The sequence below is a fragment of the Bacteroidales bacterium MB20-C3-3 genome (genome assembly GCA_035609245.1).
Classification (GTDB): Bacteria; Bacteroidota; Bacteroidia; order Bacteroidales; family UBA932; genus Bact-08.
On record CP141202.1, the window covers coordinates 68,182 to 86,785 of the forward strand.

The 18,604-nt window shown below is 38.6% G+C and carries 18 protein-coding genes and 2 tRNA genes; 11 read left to right on the forward strand and 9 right to left on the reverse strand.

All coding sequences use genetic code 11. The features are described from left to right. Positions 1–3: 3 nt before the first annotated feature. On the forward strand, positions 4–654 hold the full coding sequence (locus U5907_00335) for a DNA-3-methyladenine glycosylase (protein ID WRQ33113.1): 651 nt from the start codon (positions 4–6) through the stop codon (positions 652–654). Positions 655–1,071: 417 nt separating this feature from the next. Here U5907_00335 and U5907_00340 read toward each other — a convergent pair whose 3' ends face one another. Further along, on the reverse strand, positions 1,072–1,956 hold the full coding sequence (locus U5907_00340) for a sulfite exporter TauE/SafE family protein (GenBank protein WRQ33114.1): 885 nt from the start codon (positions 1,954–1,956) through the stop codon (positions 1,072–1,074). A gap of 106 nt (positions 1,957–2,062) precedes the next feature. On the opposite strand from U5907_00340, the gene U5907_00345 reads away from it, so the two are divergent. The 6 genes from U5907_00345 (at position 2,063) to U5907_00370 (ending at position 7,134) form a co-directional block, all read left to right on the forward strand. Next, a complete protein-coding gene (locus U5907_00345; GenBank protein ID WRQ33115.1) occupies positions 2,063–2,608 on the forward strand; it encodes a nucleotide exchange factor GrpE in 546 nt (181 codons plus the stop codon). A 10-nt stretch (positions 2,609–2,618) separates the two neighbouring features. Beyond that, on the forward strand, positions 2,619–3,779 hold the full coding sequence (dnaJ, locus tag U5907_00350) for a molecular chaperone DnaJ (protein ID WRQ33116.1): 1,161 nt from the start codon (positions 2,619–2,621) through the stop codon (positions 3,777–3,779). 22 nt (positions 3,780–3,801) lie between these two features. Next, positions 3,802–5,499, forward strand: a complete 1,698-nt coding sequence (locus tag U5907_00355; protein WRQ33117.1) for a M23 family metallopeptidase — start codon at positions 3,802–3,804, stop codon at positions 5,497–5,499. After that, positions 5,493–6,563: an anhydro-N-acetylmuramic acid kinase gene (locus U5907_00360; GenBank protein WRQ33118.1), complete on the forward strand. Its 1,071-nt coding sequence runs from the start codon at positions 5,493–5,495 to the stop codon at positions 6,561–6,563. Before U5907_00355 ends, U5907_00360 begins: the two co-directional genes overlap by 7 nt. Before the next feature lie 110 nt (positions 6,564–6,673). Then, on the forward strand, positions 6,674–7,051 hold the full coding sequence (rplS, locus tag U5907_00365; protein WRQ33119.1) for a 50S ribosomal protein L19: 378 nt from the start codon (positions 6,674–6,676) through the stop codon (positions 7,049–7,051). A gap of 9 nt (positions 7,052–7,060) precedes the next feature. Beyond that, positions 7,061–7,134: transfer RNA gene (locus U5907_00370), tRNA-Arg, on the forward strand. Between the two features lie 42 nt (positions 7,135–7,176). Here the strand turns inward: U5907_00370 and U5907_00375 are convergent. The 5 genes from U5907_00375 to U5907_00395 form a co-directional block, all read right to left on the reverse strand. Continuing rightward, positions 7,177–7,572, reverse strand: a complete 396-nt coding sequence (locus U5907_00375) for a hypothetical protein (protein ID WRQ33120.1) — start codon at positions 7,570–7,572, stop codon at positions 7,177–7,179. A gap of 108 nt (positions 7,573–7,680) precedes the next feature. After that, positions 7,681–8,913, reverse strand: a complete 1,233-nt coding sequence (locus tag U5907_00380) for a phosphatase PAP2 family protein (protein ID WRQ33121.1) — start codon at positions 8,911–8,913, stop codon at positions 7,681–7,683. 6 nt (positions 8,914–8,919) lie between these two features. Further along, positions 8,920–10,398, reverse strand: a complete 1,479-nt coding sequence (gene cls / locus U5907_00385) for a cardiolipin synthase (GenBank protein WRQ33122.1) — start codon at positions 10,396–10,398, stop codon at positions 8,920–8,922. A gap of 5 nt (positions 10,399–10,403) precedes the next feature. Beyond that, a complete protein-coding gene (ubiE, locus tag U5907_00390; protein WRQ33123.1) occupies positions 10,404–11,117 on the reverse strand; it encodes a bifunctional demethylmenaquinone methyltransferase/2-methoxy-6-polyprenyl-1,4-benzoquinol methylase UbiE in 714 nt (237 codons plus the stop codon). Positions 11,118–11,119: 2 nt separating this feature from the next. Beyond that, on the reverse strand, positions 11,120–11,686 hold the full coding sequence (locus U5907_00395) for a hypothetical protein (GenBank protein ID WRQ33124.1): 567 nt from the start codon (positions 11,684–11,686) through the stop codon (positions 11,120–11,122). A 93-nt stretch (positions 11,687–11,779) separates the two neighbouring features. On the opposite strand from U5907_00395, the gene U5907_00400 reads away from it, so the two are divergent. Further along, positions 11,780–11,866 (forward strand) — tRNA-Leu (locus tag U5907_00400). A gap of 499 nt (positions 11,867–12,365) precedes the next feature. Beyond that, on the forward strand, positions 12,366–13,586 hold the full coding sequence (locus U5907_00405) for a hypothetical protein (protein ID WRQ33125.1): 1,221 nt from the start codon (positions 12,366–12,368) through the stop codon (positions 13,584–13,586). Positions 13,587–13,891: 305 nt separating this feature from the next. Here the strand turns inward: U5907_00405 and U5907_00410 are convergent, their stop codons facing one another. The 3 genes from U5907_00410 to U5907_00420 all read right to left on the reverse strand — a co-directional run bounded on the left by U5907_00410 (position 13,892) and on the right by U5907_00420 (position 15,454). After that, positions 13,892–14,164, reverse strand: coding sequence for a hypothetical protein (locus U5907_00410; GenBank protein WRQ33126.1), 273 nt, complete (start codon positions 14,162–14,164; stop codon positions 13,892–13,894). Further along, entirely contained in the window at positions 14,161–14,448 is a 288-nt protein-coding gene (locus U5907_00415; protein WRQ33127.1) for a transposase, read from the reverse strand. Before U5907_00415 ends, U5907_00410 begins: the two co-directional genes overlap by 4 nt. A gap of 232 nt (positions 14,449–14,680) precedes the next feature. Beyond that, the gene (locus U5907_00420) at positions 14,681–15,454 is read right to left on the reverse strand and encodes a hypothetical protein (GenBank protein WRQ33128.1); all 774 of its coding nucleotides are present in this window, start codon (positions 15,452–15,454) and stop codon (positions 14,681–14,683) included. A 484-nt stretch (positions 15,455–15,938) separates the two neighbouring features. Between U5907_00420 and U5907_00425 the strand changes: the two genes are divergently transcribed. Both U5907_00425 and U5907_00430 read left to right on the forward strand, forming a co-directional pair. Continuing rightward, the gene (locus tag U5907_00425; GenBank protein ID WRQ33129.1) at positions 15,939–16,847 is read left to right on the forward strand and encodes a WYL domain-containing protein; all 909 of its coding nucleotides are present in this window, start codon (positions 15,939–15,941) and stop codon (positions 16,845–16,847) included. 35 nt (positions 16,848–16,882) lie between these two features. Next, complete coding sequence (locus U5907_00430) at positions 16,883–18,538, forward strand: ATP-binding protein (GenBank protein WRQ33130.1); 1,656 nt, start codon at positions 16,883–16,885, stop codon at positions 18,536–18,538. Positions 18,539–18,604 lie beyond the last annotated feature (66 nt).

Genomic DNA, 18,604 nt, shown 5'->3' on the forward strand with positions numbered 1-18,604 from the left:
GAAATGGCTAAACCCGGATATCTCAAATATGGTGAACGGGAGGTTCGCCACCTCTCCACAGTCTGCCCTGAATTGGGTAGAGTCATTGACAGACTCGGCTTTCTTGAACGCCCCGTTGAACCTGACCTCTTTACCGCTCTCGCCTCCAGCATAGTCTCACAGCAGATAACAGGCAAGGTGGCGGAGACCATATGGGGCCGGCTTGTGAAAGCGGTTGAGTTAAAATTGGCGGCTGAGCCATCAAAATCAGTTGAACCAGGTAAGTCGGCTGTTTCTCCGGAAATCTTTTCGCTTCTCTCAACAGAAGAGCTCAGAGCCTGCGGACTCTCCCAGCGCAAGGCAGAATACATAACCGGCATAGCATCGGCAGCAGTTGAAGGCACCCTTGATTTTAAGAGCCTGCGTAGTTTAGACGATGCCGATTTTATCAGGGAGCTTGTTAAGCTACGAGGGGTGGGAGAGTGGACTGCCGAGATGATGCTCATCTTCTCTCTTGAGCGTCCCGATGTTCTCAGCTGGGGTGACTTTGCGATCAAAAATGGCATAAAGAAACTCTTTGGACTTGAGACACTTTCCCGCATGCAGTTTGAAGAGATTCGTGAGACATTCTCACCATACAATACCGTCGCTTCGCTCTATCTCTGGGAGCTGTGAACCCCCTCTGCGCATCTCCTCCCCGGTCAACCGCAGCCCCTCCGGAACTTTTCCTCCTCATCCGCTTCGCTTCTTCCGGCGGAGGTTCCTTCGTCCCAAAAGGTGTCCTTGACTCCCTCCCCGGTCAACCGCAGCCCCTCCGGAACTTTTCCTCCTCATCCGCTTCGCTTCTTCCGGCGGAGGTTCCTTCGAGTCTCGGTTGACCGGGGAGGGAGTACTGCATGCCTTTTCACAGAGTAGTCCGCATAAGTGAAGGAGTCTCCGCCACAGCGAACGAAGAGAGCGAGGAGGAAAAACTCCGGAAGTAATGCGGACTACTCTGTGAATGCATCAAGACTACCTGATAACATTGAAGGAGTCTCCGCCACAGCGAACGAAGAGAGCGAGGAGGTGGCAGGCCGGAATCGCGGCCAGGAATCAGGCGGCGTTTTTGTAAATGAGCCAGAAGGACATTGCAAAGACGGCGATGGCGATTATGTAGTTGACTGCTTTGGCTCCCCATTTTACTGCGTAACGGGATGCAAGAATTGCTCCGGTCACATTGCCTATTGAATAGATAAGGGCAACAGGCCAGTTGACCTGACCGTGGATTATAAAGATTGTCAGGGCTATCGGGGTGTAGATTACAACCGCAAATTGTTTTATTCCATTTGCTCTGAGGATGTCAAGCCCAAGAAGGTAAAACGATCCAAAGATTATTAGGATTCCTACGCCTGCATGAGTGAATCCGCCATATGCTCCAATGAATATAAAAGCGATGAATTTTGCTGCACTGAAGGCTTGAGATTTTGCGGCTGCGGCTGCGGTTGAGCTTATGGCTGCGGTTGAGCTCGCGGTTGACCTTGTAGTTGAGTTCGCAGTTGAGCTCGCGTCTGCTTTTGACCGGCGGTGCTGTGAGTAGAGGAGCATAATGGCCATAATCGGGAGCATGATACCCATGGCTATCTCCATTACAGATGGGTTGAGCACTGCGGCGGCCTGGGCGCCGGCCAGGGAGCCTATGGCTACAGGGATACCCACTTTAGTTGCAAGTTTTGTGTCCAGGTATCCGCTTTTTTTGAACATTACTGAGGAGACAGCGAATTGAGCAAGGACACCTACACGGGTGGTGCCGTTGGCGACATTAATCGGCATTCCCATAGCCATAAAGAGTGCGTATGAAAGGGCTGTGGCCATACCCGCCAAAGTATTTACAAAGCCGACAAAAATTCCTACTCCTATCAGTAGTGAAATCATTCCTGCCGATAGAGGGTCTGCTGTCTGAATGTAATTTGTAAAATTCTCAATCATAAAACGGGGCAAATGTAATAATAAAGTGCCATTTTGTCCTTTTTATCCTGCTGGCAAAAATTTTGTTGTTATTTTTGCGGCTTGGTAATTTTGAATAATAATGAAAATCATATAGGTAATGAAGAGAAAGAACAAGGAAAAAGAGATTGAGGAACAGGTAGATCAAGAGGTATCTGAAGAGCAGCAAAATAAAAATGAAAAGAGTGAGGAGGTTACTGAAAATAATGATTCTCAGAAGCTGTCAGAGTTGAACGACAGGTATTTAAGACTTGTTGCTGAGTTTGATAATTTCAGAAGAAGAACAGCAAAAGAGAGGATGGATCTTGTAGTAAATGCTGCAGAGGATACAATTAAGGGGTTGCTGCCTGTGCTTGATGATTTTGAGCGTGCCATAGATATTCTTTCCAAGTCCACTGGTGACATAAAGGCTGCTCTTGAGGGGACTGAACTTATTCATAATAAGCTAATGGTTTATTTAATTTCTAAAGGTCTTAAGAAAATTGAGGCTGTCGGTGAGAGTCTTGACACTGATTTTCACGAGGCCGTAGCTCAGTTCCCTGTAGAAGAGGATGCTAAGAAAAATAGAATTATTGATGTCGTACAGCAGGGTTATACGCTTAACGGCAAGGTTATAAGATTTGCAAAAGTTGTTGTTGGTGTATAAAATTTAAAAGATGGCAAAAAGAGATTACTATGAGGTGCTTGGCGTAACCAAGGGGGCCTCCGCAGAGGAGATCAAAAAGGCCTACAGAAAGATGGCTCTCAAGTATCACCCGGATAAAAACCCGGGAGATAAACAGGCCGAGGAGAACTTTAAAGAGGCTGCCGAGGCTTATGATGTTCTTAGCAATCCTGACAAAAAGGCCAGATATGATCAGTTTGGACATGCAGGAATGAATGCAGGCGGAGGTGGAGGCGGATTCAGCGGTGCCGGCTTCTCTATGGAGGATATTTTCAGCCAGTTTGGAGACATTTTTGGAGGCCATTTCGGCGGATTCGGAGGCTTTAGCGGATTCGGAGGAAGCAGAGGTGGCAGAAGGGTCAATAAGGGTTCCGATATAAGAATAAGAGTTAAACTTGATCTTAAGGAGATTGCAAAGGGGACTGAGAAAAAAATCAAGATAAACAAGCAGGTATCTTGTCATGAGTGTTCGGGAAAAGGTGCAAAATCTGAGGCCGATATAAAGACCTGTACAACCTGTAATGGATCTGGCCAGGTTACCAGGGTTCAGCAATCAATATTTGGAGCTATGCAGACTGCCTCTGTTTGTCCCACTTGCGGAGGTGAGGGGAAAACAGTAGTCAAGCCTTGTGGTAAATGTGGTGGTGACGGACTTGTTAAGGAGAGCGAGGAGATCAGCTTCAAGATACCTGCAGGCGTAGCTCAGGGAATGCAACTTAATGTTCAGGGCAAGGGTAACGCAGCGAGAAGAGGTGGGGTAAACGGAGATCTACTTGTTGTAATTGAGGAGGATGAACATCAGGAGTTTCAAAGAGATGGAAATGATCTTATCTACACTCTATTTGTCTCTATTACAGATGCTATATTGGGTGGTGATGCCGAGATTCCCCATTTTGATTCAAAACTGAGGATTAAAATTGAACCCGGAACTCAGTCAGGAAAAATACTGAGATTAAGATCAAAAGGGCTGCCTGATGTTAACGGATATGGATCAGGAGACCTCCTTGTCTATATTCAGATATGGACTCCTAAAAAGCTGGATAAAAACGAAAGAGAACTTCTTGAAAAACTGAAAAATTCAGATAATTTCAAGCCTAATCCTACAAAGGATGAGCGCAATTTCTTTGACCGGATGAAGAAGATCTTCTCATAATTTTCAATCAAAATAAGCAATTGTGAGAAAATTATTTATATCAGCCGCTCTGTCAGCATTATCATTTTTTACAGCAGTAGGTGCTATTGCACAAACTGCAGCCGGGTATATAAAGCCGCTTGATTTACCTATCTCCCTTTCCGGTAATTATGGGGAGTTAAGAGCCACCCATTTCCACGCCGGGTTGGATTTTCGCGTAGGCGGGGTATCCGGAGCACCTGTAAAGGCTGTAAAAGATGGGTATATATCAAGATTATCAGTCTCTCCCACAGGATACGGCAATGCTGTTTATATAACTCATCCGGATGGTACTACTACTGTTTACGGTCACCTTCACTCATTCAGCACAAAAGTTGCCGATTGGGTCAGAGCGATACAGTACGAGAGAGAGAGTTTTTCTGTTAACATCAATCCTGATCCCTCTCTGTTTCCTGTGAAAAGGGGTGATGTTATTGGTAAAGCCGGAAATACAGGCTCTTCCGGAGGACCCCATCTCCATTTTGAGATCAGGGATACAAAAACAGAAATCCCACTTAACCCCCAGATTGTTGCAGGATATGATATTCATGATAATATTGCCCCGACTATTGAGAGGGTCTCTTTTTATGGTATTACCGGTGCTGGAACAATACCATCTATCATATTTCTAAAGAGTTTTACCCAAAATGAAAAGGATGTTGTAGTTAATGTTCCGGATACATTTTATGTGGCTGTTGCAGGGGTTGACAGGATGAATGGTACAGGTGCCCGTCTTGCAATTTCAGAATATGAATACTACATTGACGGAGAGAAGATTTTTTCTTTCAGGGCAGATAAGATTCCTTTTGATAAAGGTCGGTATGTTAATTCAATTGTGGAGTATCCCCAAAAGGTCAATTTTAAGAGGAGTATGGTCAAGAGCTGGGTGGAGCCCGGAAGCGCACTGACAACACACACAGAGAGCACTAATCACGGGTTATTTGTTATTAGTGATGACGCTATTCACACTGTGACTGTTAAACTAAGTGATTTTGCAGGTAATTCGGCAAAAAGATCATTCTCGGTTAAAAGAGAGACCTCTCTTAAGCCAAAGCAATTTGATTCGCTCGCTCTTTCAGCCGGGAAAGTAATGCCTTGGTTTATTCCCAATATTTTTGAAAAGGGTTCGTTGAAAGTTACACTGCCTGTTGGTTCCTTGTACAGAACAATCCTCTTCTATGCCGATAGTTTATCGGGAGTTGGAACTAATTATCCGGTATGGAGGGTTTTCAGCGAGAGCACCCCTATACACGCCGGTGCAGAGATCTCTTTAAGGGTAACTGTTCCTGAAAATTTAAAAGATAAAGCCTATATTGCAAAGTTAGATGAGGGGGGAAAACTCTCTTACAGAGGCGGAAGATGGAGTGGTGACAGACTATCGGCAAGCCTAAGTGAATTTGGTACATATACTGTTGCTTTTGATACAATTGCACCTATTGTGAAACTTGCATTAACTGAAGGGGCTAAAATTGTATCGGGGTTAATTCCTGTTACTTTGTATGACCAGATTTCCGGTATTGCTGAGATAAATGCACAGGTTGACGGGGTATGGATTCTGCCTCAGTATGATCCAAAGAGCAGAAAGGTCACGCTTATACTGGATAGTAAAAGAATTCCCAAAGGTGGAAATAAGAAGCTTCTTCTACTGGTAACTGATGGAAGGGGAAATACAACTGAAATTAAAAGAGGTTTTATATGGTAGTAGATATTATTGGATTGATGTCAGGGACATCTCTTGACGGACTGGATTTATGCTACGCAAGATTTACGCTTGATGAGGCTCTTGGAAAATGGGGATATGAAATTCTTGCCGCTGAAGATGAACCATATCCGGCCGAACTTAAACATAAACTTGCTACTGCACAGAATATGACTGCAGAGGAGTATGCTCTGCTTAACTCGGACTATGGCATTTACTTAGGTATGAGGGTTAAAGAGTTTATTGTCAGAAACAGATTGAAACCTGATTATATTGCATCTCACGGACATACAATATTTCACCAGCCATCCAGAAGGTTTACAACCCAGATAGGAAGCGGAGCCGGTATTGCTGCCGAGAGTGGTGTTGATACTATCTGTGATTTCCGTACTACAGATGTTGCACTGGGAGGGCAGGGTGCTCCTCTGGTGCCTGTAGGTGACAGAAATCTTTTCTCTGAGTTTGCTTATTGTCTGAATTTGGGAGGCTTTTCAAATATCTCATTTGACAGAGCCGATGGTTCCCGCGGAGCTTATGATATCTCTCCTGTTAACTATGTTTTAAATCACTATACCCGTGCAATAGGCCTCGAATATGATAAAGATGGTGAGATTGCCGGAAGTGGTAATGTAAATCTTGAGTTGCTTGCAAAATTAAACAACCTGGATTTTTACCGTCAGACCGGTCCAAAGTCTCTGGGAAGAGAGTGGGTGGAGCAGAGTGTGATACCACTGATTGATTCTTCAGGAATAAAAATGGAGGATAAACTTGCTACATTTGTAGAGCATGTAGCAATTCAGATTTCCGGTCACATAAAGGAGGGAAAGGTACTGCTTACAGGAGGAGGAGCTTTGAATAAGTTTCTGGTTAAGAGAATGCAGGCGAATGCACCTCAGTGTGAGTATTTTGTTCCTGACAAACAGACAATTAACTTTAAGGAGGCGCTTATCTTTGCCTTCCTGGGTGCACTTTGGGTGGCCGATATGCCAAATTGCCTGAGTTCGGTTACAGGGGCCAGATATGATAATATTGGAGGAGCTCTATACAAGTCAGGGTTAAAAAGATAAATATTTTTTGTCAAGTAAAATATAATTTCTATTTTTGCAGTCCCAAAAATAATGGCAACCGCTTGAGTGAACGCAGGAGTCTTCAATGTTGCGCAAATACTGAATTTACAATGGATTTAATTAAAATTGCAGAACAAGCATTTGCCGGTGAGGTAAAGACACTGCCTGATTTCAAGGCAGGTGATACTATTACAGTCACCTACAAAATCAAAGAAGAGAACAAGGAGAGACTTCAGAATTATCGCGGAGTTGTTATCCAGAGAAGAGGGTCAGGTACTACTGAGACTTTTACCGTAAGAAAGATGTCTAATGGTGTTGGTGTTGAGAGAATCTTCCCTGTTACATCACCTTTCATCGATTCAATAGAGGTAAATAAGAGAGGTAAGGTACGCCGTGCCAGAATATTCTACCTTAGAGAGCTTACCGGTAAGAAAGCTCGTATCAAGGAGAGAAAATATGTTTCAGTTCCAAAGGATACTGATAAATAGACTGATACTGGCCCCGTAGCTCAACTGAATAGAGTATCTGACTACGGATCAGACGGTTACAGGTTTGAATCCTGTCGGGGTCACATAAAAAGACCGGCTAAAGAAATTTTTAGCCGGTCTTTTTTTTACTTAATCAACTCGAGTGTTTGTACTAAATTATTGCCATCAGTTGATTTCCATTTCTGGCTCTTTTTCCGATTTTCAATAATAATCCAAGTTTTTGAGAAGTCTGAGCCCTCACTCTCAATAGTAACATATTTATCGTCTGCCCATATCCATTTGAAAGGTGTTTTGTCCTCTCTGCGGATACCAAGTACTAAATAGTTTATGTTTTTTTCACCTGTACCATTGTTACTGAAATTGATTGTTCCAATGTTACTGAGTGATGTTCCGGGCTCTCCGGGTCTTGCACTTTCAAATCTCTTAACCTGCCACTCTCCTGTAAGTCTGTGGGAGCAGGAGAAGATGATTGTAAATGAGAAGGCAATTAGAAATAGTTTTAAAAATTTATTTCTCATCATTTTATAAGTTTTTTTGCATCCATATTATATCAAACTATCGTTTCTTACAAGGTAAGAATAAATTGTGAAAAAGTTGTCTTAATGTTAACTATTAATCTGTTAAAAAGTTTAGTAAAGAGAGATTGACATACTGCCCCCAACAGAGATAGTGTTGAGATCTGGTGCAGGTTTTGGATGAAAAGAGTTTCTATTTCTGGTAAAGACTCTTAATAAAATACCATTAATTATCTCTCTCTCGCAGAATAGGGATGCTCCGGTGTAAAATCCATTATAGTTTTTTTCATTTGATTGAATATCAACCAGCGATAATCTTGAGTAGCCTGCTTCTGCAGTTACTCCAAAGCGCATAATATTACCAACTTTTAAGGAGAGAGCAGGTCCTAAGGAGAGAGATAATGTTTTTATATTTATATCAGAGCCACTTAGATTATTTTTTTTGCCAATTGTTGTTCCTGAATTCCCGGAGAGATGGATTCCAAAATTGGAAGATTTAATTTTAAGTGACGGGATATAATATATGCTTTCAAGGGAAATTCCGGTACCTGTTGCAGGATAGTAACGGCTCCCATCAATAGAAATTTTATTTAGTATTCTTTGATATTCCAGGCCTATTCCTGTAAATGAATATCCGCTATTGGAGACATCTTTTATTATCCCTGCTGACTCATTATTCAACAGCCCTCTATCTCTATAAATAAGGCCCCCAAACATATATCCCAGTTCAGTTGAAAGAATGCCCATACCGGCTCCCATTATCACATCATGAACATAGTGCTTATTGTTCAATACTCTCAAAACGGCCGTTGCAGATGCTGCTGAATAGGCAGCAACTGTGTACCAAGGAGATTTGTGACCAAATTCTTTGTGAACCATATGAGCACCCATAAAGGCAATAGCAGTATGGCCGCTGGGAAATGCGTCGGACTCACTGCCATCCGGTCTGGGCTCTTTAACAACTCTTTTAATCGCATTAACGCTTCCTGTTACAATTATTGCAGATAATGCATTTGTTGCAAGCAACCTTCCCCAGGTACTTCTGCTCTCTACACCTGAAATTTTAAGAGAGTATAGTAGAAGTGAGGGGGCAAATCTAAGATAGTTATCTGCTGTGGTTTTAAAATTAGGTGTAAAGCTCTGACGGAGTTGTTGAAAACGTTCACCAGATTTGCCGTACAATGAAATTCCGGCAATAATAAATGGGGCAGGAATTATTACTTCTTTTATTGATATGCTTGATGAATCAACTCTATCTGGATGAATTTTGCCTTTAGTAACCTCTTGTCCCAAGAGGCTTTGAGTAATTATAATCCAAATTATTGCCGGAAGGATAATTCTTTTCATTTGATTCTAAAGCAGTGGGCTAAAAAGCCTTGCAAATGACTCCTTTACCTGATTTTTTATACTCCTCTTCGCCCATTTGGATCCGGCAAGGGATATACATTTATCAATATCTTTTATAAACTGCTCCTCCAGTTTAATGGCTATCTCTTTGTTGTAAATTATGCTTGTTATTTCAAAGTTATGCTCCATTGATCTGTTGTCAAAATTGGCAGATCCAATTATACAAAATTCACCATCGATGCTTATAACCTTCGAGTGGTTAAAACCTTTTGAAAAGAGGTAAACTTTAACACCGGCGTCCATCATCTCTGCTGCGTAAGAAAGTGTACACCAGTGAGTAATTGTTGAATCACTCTTTTCCGGCAGCATGAGACAAACCTCAATTCCGCCAAGTGCTGCAATTTTAAGTGCATTTAACAGGGATTCACTTGGGGTAAAGTATGGCGTAATCAGATAAATATGGTGCGTCGCTTTGGAAATAGCTGCAAAATAGCATTGCATAATGCTCGCCCAGTCACTGTCAGGGCCTGATGTAATTATTTGAGAGTAATAGGTTGAGTTTGTTCCGTCAATTCTTATGTCAGGAAGGCTTAACTGAGGATAATACTTCTTCTTTCTTCTGAATTGCTGATTAATGATAAAGTATCTGTCCAGCAAAAAACTGGATTGTAATGCAGCTACAGACTCCCCGGCAATTCTCATGTGAGTATCTCTCCACTCCTCAAAATTTCCGCCATTGTAGTATCTGTCTGCAATATTAACTCCACCCAGGTAACCTGTTTTGCCATCTACTACAAGAATTTTTCTGTGGTTTCTGTAGTTGAGTTTTGAGAGAGGGGAGAGGAACCATCTGACTGTTGCGAAGGCAAGAAATTCAATTCCTTTATCTGTAAACTCATTTTTAAATGAAACCGGAAGGTTCCAGCAACCTACATCGTCATAAATAACTCTTACCTCTACACCTTGCGATGCTTTTTCAATTAACAGATTTTTAAATCTATTTCCAATAATATCATCTTCAATTATATATGACTGAAAGTGTATGTGTTGAGTAGCATTTGAAATAGCCTGATACATTGAGTCTAATGCCTCTTTCCCGGAGAAAAAGAGTTCAATTTCTGAATTTACACCAAGAAGACTTTTGTTCCCTCTTAAATTCAAGTTGATTAGTTTTCTGTATCTGTTAAGTTCTGAAGGGAGAAGATCCGGGTTCTTCCTAAACTCTTTCAGTTGCTTGTAACTTCCAAGCCTTCTGAATCGTTCGTCTCTTACCCCTTTCCTGTTATATATCTTTGTTTTTCTGAAATTTTGACCAAAGAAAAGATATAGTATTAGACCAATATATGGCAACATAAGTATAACCACAATCCAGGAGAGTGATTTTACCGGATCTAGTTTCTTGTACATTATTATAAATGAGGCATAAATTGCCAGAATAAAATATACAAAATAGAGAATAATTGATATTACCTCCCAGTAGGTCATATAATTTATAGTTTGCTTGCTGTGTACAAAACAGATACACCTCCTGTCAAGGGTCTAAATGAGGTGTTAATAAAACCTACCTCCTCAAGTTCTTTGCAAAATGCAATATACTGAGGGAATTGGCTTACCGATTGGGGTAGATAGGTATATGCCTCCATATCTTTTGATACAAGCTTACCTATTAAAGGGAGGATGTTATGAAAATAGAACCTGTACAAGGCTCCCCATATTTTGTTTTTGGGTGAAGCAAACTCAAGTATTGAGAGCTCTCCTCCATTTTGAAGTACTCTGAAAATCTCTTTGAGCGCTCTCTTCCTGTTTTCAAAATTTCTTATACCAAATCCAATTGTAACCAATTGAAAACTTTTTTCTTCAAATGGAATATCATCAGCAGATGCTATAAAAAAAATTGGTTTGGAGATATTGCTCTCTTTAAGTTTTCTGCATTTCTCTTTAGCAATTTCTACCATCTGATCTGCAATGTCAATTGCTGTAGTTTCTACCCCTGCTTTGTAAAGGGCAATTGCTATGTCACCTGTTCCAGTGGCAATATCCAAAGCCTTTGCAGGCCCTTTTTTCATTGAGTGGCTTATTAATACTCTTCGCCAGTACTTGTCTATTCCCAATGAAAGCAGGTGGTTAAGAAGGTCATAGCTGCCGGCAATGCCATTAAACATTGCGGATATTTTATTCCGCTCCTTGCTGATATCCCCGGACATGGTTAGTTAATGAAATCAGAGATATATCCAAATGAAGTGTCATCCATTCTTAGCTCTCCTTTGGTAACATGTCCCAGTAAAGTAAGGGGTATGGAGTTGTTAAAGAAAAAATCAACAAACTGGCCCTCTTTATCTGCTGATACACTCACTAGAATTGCCGAGTTTTTATCTTTGAACAGAAAATCTTTGTCGCTTATCTCTGCATCACCTGTAATGTCAAAACCAAGTTTCTTAATACTGCAGGCTTCAATAAGTCCGCAGAAAAGACCTGATTTTTCAAGTGAGTGAGCACTGGTAACAAGGTTCTGAGAAATGGCATCATAAAGAATCTCCAGAATAGAGCTTTTGTCTTTAATATGCTTTTTATAATCGCCAAGAAGATATATGGTATCACTCTTTTTTACAAAATTCATCTGGATAGGATGTCCCTCCTTTTCAAATTGAGAATCAACAGGTTTTTTGGCATATTTGGCAATTCTCTCACGCAGTTCTGTACTCTCTGAGATCAAATTGCCTATCTCAACGAGGTCCTCCATGTTTTCTATCTGTTTCTTAAAGTTGTCGTTCATGCCTTTTACATTAAGATTTATGTAAAGTTAAGATTTTTTTCTGAATCTCTTTTAAATTCTCGAAAAGCGTATTATCTTTGTGCTCCCAAAAAAGCCCAGATGGTGAAATTGGTAGACACGCTACTTTGAGGGGGTAGTGCCGGCAACGGTGTGCAAGTTCGAGTCTTGTTCTGGGCACCAATATAAAAACCAAAATACTGAAATACAGTTTTTTGGTTTTTCTCTTTTTAATCCACGTCCGCACCACGTCCGCAATTAAAGAAAAGTAATTTATTGAATAATCTTATTTACTGGCTATATAGACCATCCCTTGAGGTCAAAAATTTAAGATGCAAATTCATATTTTCCGATCCTGTCTTTCAAGATAATCTTAAGGTAATCAATAGAATTATGTTTATACCTAACAATTTCAGCCAGCCTTAAGTATATAGTTTTGAGATATTCTCTAATATTATGTTCTTCAGGCCGTTGATATTTAGAATAAATATTCTAAATTTGGTTCGTTGTTCTAGATTTTGTTGAGTAGCTGATCTTGTGTCTTAAAAGCAAAATTAATGCTGTTTGAGGGGTTTAAGAATTTGGCCAAAATCTTTAATCAATCTGTATATACCTTACGAAAATATAGTGTCTATTTTAAAATAATACACTTAACTCAACAAAAAATCAAATAAAAACTTTTATGGATGAAAGATTTGAAATCAGTTTCTCAGAAGGTGGTGTAGGCGCCTTAGAAACTATTATTACAGGTGGCCTTGCTAAGGCAGTAGAGAAAGGTCTGGATACAATAACTGGAAGCGATGAGCATGGATGGTATTGTACGATTGAAGATAGTATCACAGAATTAAAAGTAACATGTTGGGGACCAACAAAGGAAAAGGCCCAAGAAAAAGCACTTACTTATATCTGGAAAGATATCGAGGATTTTGAATATGAACAAGAAAAAGAAGAAAGGGAAGAGGAAGAAGAACGAAAACGAATACAATTTGAAAAGGAGCAATCGGAGCGCAGAAGAATATCAAACGAATCAAACAGTGATAGCTCATCTTCTTCTGATGCTATTATAAAAATAATTGCCTGGATAGTTGGAATTTGCTTAGCAGTCTTTGTAGTTATTTGGCTTGCTATAAATGTTGTGATCCCTGTAGCAATGTTAAATTCAGCATTAATATTTGCCATTTTAACTTTTGTCTTCATGAATAAAAAGACTTTGTTTGCATCTCTTGCGTTAGTTGGAGGAGCGTATTTGATAATTGATGTGACTAATGGATGGCTCTCATTACTTTTCGTAGAAAATGTAGTTAAAAGTCCTTATTGGATAAGTGCTTTTGTATATATCAATGCTGCTGCAATTGGATTCTGCACTTGGCTTTTAATAAGCCCTCTTTGGTTAAAATCCAACCAATTGGAACCAAATAATAAAAGGAAGAATTTGATTCTAAAGAGTAGCTTGATTTTAATTGTTGCTTTTACAGTAGCGATAGCTCCGATTATTTATAATAGTGTAAATAATCCATTTAATAGTCCATTTAATAATAGCCATTACGATGAAACTTCTATGACAAATAGCACACCCCAAAGTAAATTAAATAAGTTTGTTGGAACTTGGACTGTTGATTTATATCCCATAGTTGAAATAAAAATAATCGATAATCAAATACGGATTAGAGAGTGTTATGGAGCTGATGCAGAATCCGGTATAGAATATTGGGGTTCTTTCGAAAATGATGTAATTACTGCCAAAGGAAATCCACAAGATTTCTACAAATTCCAATTACCTACATTTAAATTATTGGAAAATGGAAATTTGTATTTTGATTGTGGTGCTGGACCATATGAATTAAACAAATCAAACAAGAAATTAACAGCTTCAAGATTTGATGCTCCTGTAAATAATGATTAACAATTTTGTTAATCACAATAGTAAAAATTATTGCAGAAGAATGAATGGTAATTAGAAATATTCAAAATTGTAGATTTAGTTGTGAGATGGTCTAGTTTTTCAGACAGTTTTTTATTGAATTTTTAATTTATTCGCGTAAGTAGTTCTTTGACAAGTATATAAATTTTAAACTAGGAGTTATGCCGCTTTGTTGAATATTTTTGCCGGCGTTGTGTAATCCAGGCTTGAATGCTCTCTCAAATTATTGTAAAAATTTACAAACTCGCTGCAGCACCTTTGCAAATCTGTACCATTCTCAGGGAGTTCTAAATATATTTTATCATATTTGATAGTCCTGAAAAACCTCTCAACGAATTAATTGTCTGTTGCTCTTCCTTTTCCGTCCATAGATATTTGTATATCTTGGTCTTTAAGGAAATTGATATATTCTTTAGAATTTCAAGCTCTAAAGAACTCGCAACGGATGGCGTATAATAAAGAGAGCTTCTGCTGATGTTGAGCAACTCACATTGTTTGCAAAGAGAAAGCTCCGCGCTCTCTTTTTCAATCAGATTCTTCCGCTGATCCATAGGAATCATAGTACTTTTTTTTTGAGCCAATCGTTTTCTACCTTTAACTGACCTATTTGTTTGAAAAGTTCTTCCTTTTCCTTTTCGGCGTCTTGAATAGTCTTTTTGTCCTCATTCCCTTTGCTGAAAACACTTGCTGCATTTTCCAGAAACTCTCTTTTCCAAATGGAAATCAGATTGGGGTGTAATTCAAACTGTTCTGCCAGCTCGCTAAGAGATTTGTGTTCTTTAATAGCCTCCAAAACTACCCGGGCTTTGAATTCGGCTGTGAATTTGCGTCGTGATCTTTTCATAATGACAGAAATTTAATTGTTTATTAATTCCTGTCCAAAATTTTTAGACCATTACAGTCTTTATGCAGCAAATTTTTCACTGTGGCTCTGTCTTTCTACGCTTGTGCACAACGGACGAGGCTATAAGCAGTTGGGGACTTCGTGGACGCTTCCTTATCAACCGAGCAGAAAGCTTGCAAGCGAGAGCGACGCACGACCAACCACTTAAACCCCAATTGCTTATGAGCCTGTGTTAGCCCCAGTTTTTTATTATTTTTTTGTTGTAATATTTACATTTATCATAAAAATCAACGATAGTAGAATCCTGTGATTTTTCAACCAATTCTTCCCACGTTATCAATTTGACATCAAGTTTATCAATAAAATTATCAAGATTAGAATTTATCCAATCAAAAATATCTCTCTTTTTATCATCATCTGTCGGATAATGCGAAATCCTATTTTTTATTGTAGTTTTAATATTATCCTTATCCGTAAAGCTTTTAAAAGTCGGCTCCATAACAATCTGTTCTTCTGGAAGTAATACATAAAAAGCTAACTTTTTAAAATTATCAATCTGTATTGTTTTATTATCATAAATCAGTTTGGCAATACAGGCAACATTTCGTGCAGCTTGATTATAATTATCAGCATTTTTAGTTCCTGTCGACAATTTACTATACATTTTAGCCTCAGTCACATAAAAGAAATCGCAAGAATCTTTTAGAATCAAGTCTCCTGTGTCTTTTTTGCCAATTTCAAATTTACCAACAACACCATCGGCATGAGTCCAAGACTCTGAAAGATTATCTCCTCGTGTTCTTGCTAAAAATGGTGAAGGCAATAACGCTTCTGAAAACCAATCTACATTATCAGGGAATAATAAATCCTGATGAATTATCCTTTTTTCTTTGATTTGCTGCAAAATAATCCTAAGAATCCAGCCCTCATTATACAATAAAGTTGGTGGAATATTTGTGTCAGATTTATCTGCTTTTTCTAATATTTGAAGAATCTCATTTTTCATATATCATTGTGCTGTGTGTCGGTTTGTAAAATTGGGGCTAACGATTTTATAGATTCATGTTTATTGGATATATCTTTCCAAAAATTGGAGATATGTACATATTTATTGAATAATATATTTCTTATAAAATCTTATTGTTTTAACGATCAAAATTCTTTCTAAAATAAAATATAGCATTTGTAAGAATGTCATCAAGTTAACTATTTTTTTATTATTACCAATACACTTTTATCCACCATTTCCAATCCCGAATCATTAATCACCAAAAATAAAGTCACCCGTGCGACACCTTTTGTCCTACCAGTAGGATAAATTTGAAATAAAAAATGTTTTCATTTCTTACTTTTTGCTTATTGGTTTTGATTATAGTCTTGTATTTGCTGAAAGTAGTTGTTCGGGATATTGTAGAATTTATTGAATTTCTGATAGATGAAATTCGGAAAAAGCCAAAAAAATAGTATAGATTTACATTAAAGAATTAATTATGTCCAGACGAGAGACACTACAAAGACAAGTACTTATAGTATCTATTTTAAGAAAGCGCCCGGCTTCATTCTCCGAGGTTTCAGAGATACTTGAAAAGGAATCAGAGCTAAATGGCTACAACTTCAATATCTCAAAGCGTACCTTTCAGCGGGACTGTCAGGACATCTCATCCTTGTACAATATTGAAATCGTATATGATAATTCTATAAGAGCATATTGCATCAAATACGACGATCACTCCGGGCTGAGCGAAAAGATGCTGGAGACTTTCGATACTCTAAACGCACTGAAATTAGGCAATACTCTATCTGAATATATTCAGTTTGACAACAGACGCCCTAAAGGAACAGAAAACCTGTACGGGCTGATTCATTCTATAAAGAATAGCCTTGTAATAAGTTTTACATACGAGAGATTCACAGATTCAGGAGCGTTCACAAGAAGAGTCGAGCCTTATGCGCTTAAAGAGTTCAAAAACAGATGGTATCTGATAGGAAAAGATCAAATGAATGGAAATGTCAGAACCTATGGCCTTGACCGGCTCGAAGATCTTGAAATCATTAAGCAGAAATTTCTCTATCCGGAGGACTTCAGTCACGAACAACACTTCAGATACTCATTCGGGATTATAATTCCTGATGAGAATAAACCTGAAGAGATTATTCTCTCTTTCGACAGAGTAGCCAGTAAGTATATAAAATCAATGCCCCTTCACAGTAGCCAGAAGATTCTTCTGGACAGGGAGGATGAGCTGATAGTATCACTTAACCTTTGTGTAACCTTTGACTTGGTTGTAGAGGTTCTCTCATATGGCAAACATGTAAAAGTTATTCAACCACAATCATTGATTGACCAAGTTGTACACTCCCTGCAAAGTTCTATTTCAAGATACAGCGACACGAATTGACGCACATCTCATTTAGCTTTGAAATAAAAAAGCAAATGCAGAGTGTAGATTCAAAATTGTTACTAAAGAATATTGATATTATTTTCCGGGAGTCTCGCAGGATTATTTCAGACGACCAGCCTTTTAACTCTGTTAAAAAAAGTCTTTCAACGATATCAAACTATTTTAGTACCACAGAAAGAGAGTCATTTATTTTTGCGATTCTTTTTGTTTTAAATCTCAGTGAAACAAAAATTTCCTTTGTAAACCTCACTGAGCACTTTTCCAATCAGCCAACAAATATCCTTTTATTTAAAAGTGAACTTGAATCACTTTGCACTAAGGGAATTGTAAGAAAAAATTTTTCGGGTGGTGACGAAGATCCTTTCGGAGTAAGATATATGGTTAACCGCAAAGTAGTGGCAGATATACTGGATAATAAGCCTTTCTGTAAAGAGACTTTAAAGGAGCGTGACCTCTATTCATTACTGGAGAAGATATTTAAGACAATAGATAACAGAGAGAGCATTTTTGGCGGATCCAACTTATTATCGGCAGCAGTATTGGATATCATGAATGAGAACTTGGATATTCCATTCATAAATGCAATTCTTGATATGAAGTTGAAAGATGAGAACAATCTGATTTTTTTGTATGTTATATGGGCTATTCTTGACGAAAATCTTGAGCCGGATGCAGGAATTGTACTTTATTCAATATACAGCAAAGCATCAGAAAGGATAAGAGTAATGCAAAGGCTCATTGACGGCAGCCATGAGCTGATTAAGAAAGGGCTCTTAGAGACAGGAGAAGGATTGTTTTCATCTGATATTCATTTAAAATTGAGTGAAGCAACGATTATCCTGGCAAAAAGCTATGGCGTCATATTTAACAGAAGACCAAAATCGTCAAGGAAAATAATCACCCCTTCACAAATTAGATTTAAACAACTAATATTTAATGATAAAGCGATTAGCCAACTTAATACATTTAGAGATTTGCTAAGTCATAATCGCTATGAAAATCTGGCTAAAAACTTTGAGGCAATGAACCTGCCGGAATGTATAACGGCGATATTTTATGGAAGTCCCGGAACCGGGAAAACAGAGTCGGTTATGCAGATTGCCCGAGAAACCGACAGAGAGATTTTAAAGGTTGATATAAGTCAGACCAAATCGATGTGGTATGGAGAGAGTGAGAAAATAGTCAAGCAGATTTTCAAAGACTACAAAAACTTTATGAATGAGAGTGTCAGAACGCCCATCCTATTGATTAACGAAGCCGACGCTCTTATTTCTAAAAGATTAGACATCTCTTTTTCTAGTACACAACATACAGAAAATACAATCCAGAAAATTATCCTGGAGGAGCTTGAAAATTTTAAGGGGATATTAATTGCCACGACTAACCTACTTCAGAATTTTGATAAAGCATTTGACAGACGATTTCTATATAAGATTCATTTTCCGAAACCAAATCAGGAGATAAGAATAAAGATCTGGAAGAATAAAAAAACCGACCTTTCAATTAGCGATTGCAATATGTTAGCATCAAAATTCCCCTTTTCAGGAGGTCATATAGATAATATCATACGAAAGATCTCAATAGAGGAGGCAATTCAGGATTTACCCCTGCCAATTGATAAAATTGTAGAAATCTGTTCCACTGAATTACTTCAAAAAAATGGCGATCTAAAAACGATAGGATTTTAATATTATAATAGCCAGAAAAAACCATTTTTTGCTCCACTTTAGATTACTTTCCACAAGGTTATCTAT

Coding starts and splice junctions, on each gene's coding strand:
- U5907_00335 (WRQ33113.1), top strand. CDS start 4: ATGGCTAAACCCGGATATCTCAAATATGGTGAACGGGAGGTTCGCCAC.
- U5907_00345 (WRQ33115.1), top strand. CDS start 2,063: ATGAAGAGAAAGAACAAGGAAAAAGAGATTGAGGAACAGGTAGATCAA.
- dnaJ (WRQ33116.1), top strand. CDS start 2,619: ATGGCAAAAAGAGATTACTATGAGGTGCTTGGCGTAACCAAGGGGGCC.
- U5907_00360 (WRQ33118.1), top strand. CDS start 5,493: ATGGTAGTAGATATTATTGGATTGATGTCAGGGACATCTCTTGACGGA.
- rplS (WRQ33119.1), top strand. CDS start 6,674: ATGGATTTAATTAAAATTGCAGAACAAGCATTTGCCGGTGAGGTAAAG.
- U5907_00375 (WRQ33120.1), bottom strand. CDS start 7,572: ATGATGAGAAATAAATTTTTAAAACTATTTCTAATTGCCTTCTCATTT.
- U5907_00380 (WRQ33121.1), bottom strand. CDS start 8,913: ATGAAAAGAATTATCCTTCCGGCAATAATTTGGATTATAATTACTCAA.
- cls (WRQ33122.1), bottom strand. CDS start 10,398: ATGACCTACTGGGAGGTAATATCAATTATTCTCTATTTTGTATATTTT.
- ubiE (WRQ33123.1), bottom strand. CDS start 11,117: ATGTCCGGGGATATCAGCAAGGAGCGGAATAAAATATCCGCAATGTTT.
- U5907_00395 (WRQ33124.1), bottom strand. CDS start 11,686: ATGAACGACAACTTTAAGAAACAGATAGAAAACATGGAGGACCTCGTT.
- U5907_00405 (WRQ33125.1), top strand. CDS start 12,366: ATGGATGAAAGATTTGAAATCAGTTTCTCAGAAGGTGGTGTAGGCGCC.
- U5907_00410 (WRQ33126.1), bottom strand. CDS start 14,164: ATGATTCCTATGGATCAGCGGAAGAATCTGATTGAAAAAGAGAGCGCG.
- U5907_00415 (WRQ33127.1), bottom strand. CDS start 14,448: ATGAAAAGATCACGACGCAAATTCACAGCCGAATTCAAAGCCCGGGTA.
- U5907_00420 (WRQ33128.1), bottom strand. CDS start 15,454: ATGAAAAATGAGATTCTTCAAATATTAGAAAAAGCAGATAAATCTGAC.
- U5907_00425 (WRQ33129.1), top strand. CDS start 15,939: ATGTCCAGACGAGAGACACTACAAAGACAAGTACTTATAGTATCTATT.
- U5907_00430 (WRQ33130.1), top strand. CDS start 16,883: ATGCAGAGTGTAGATTCAAAATTGTTACTAAAGAATATTGATATTATT.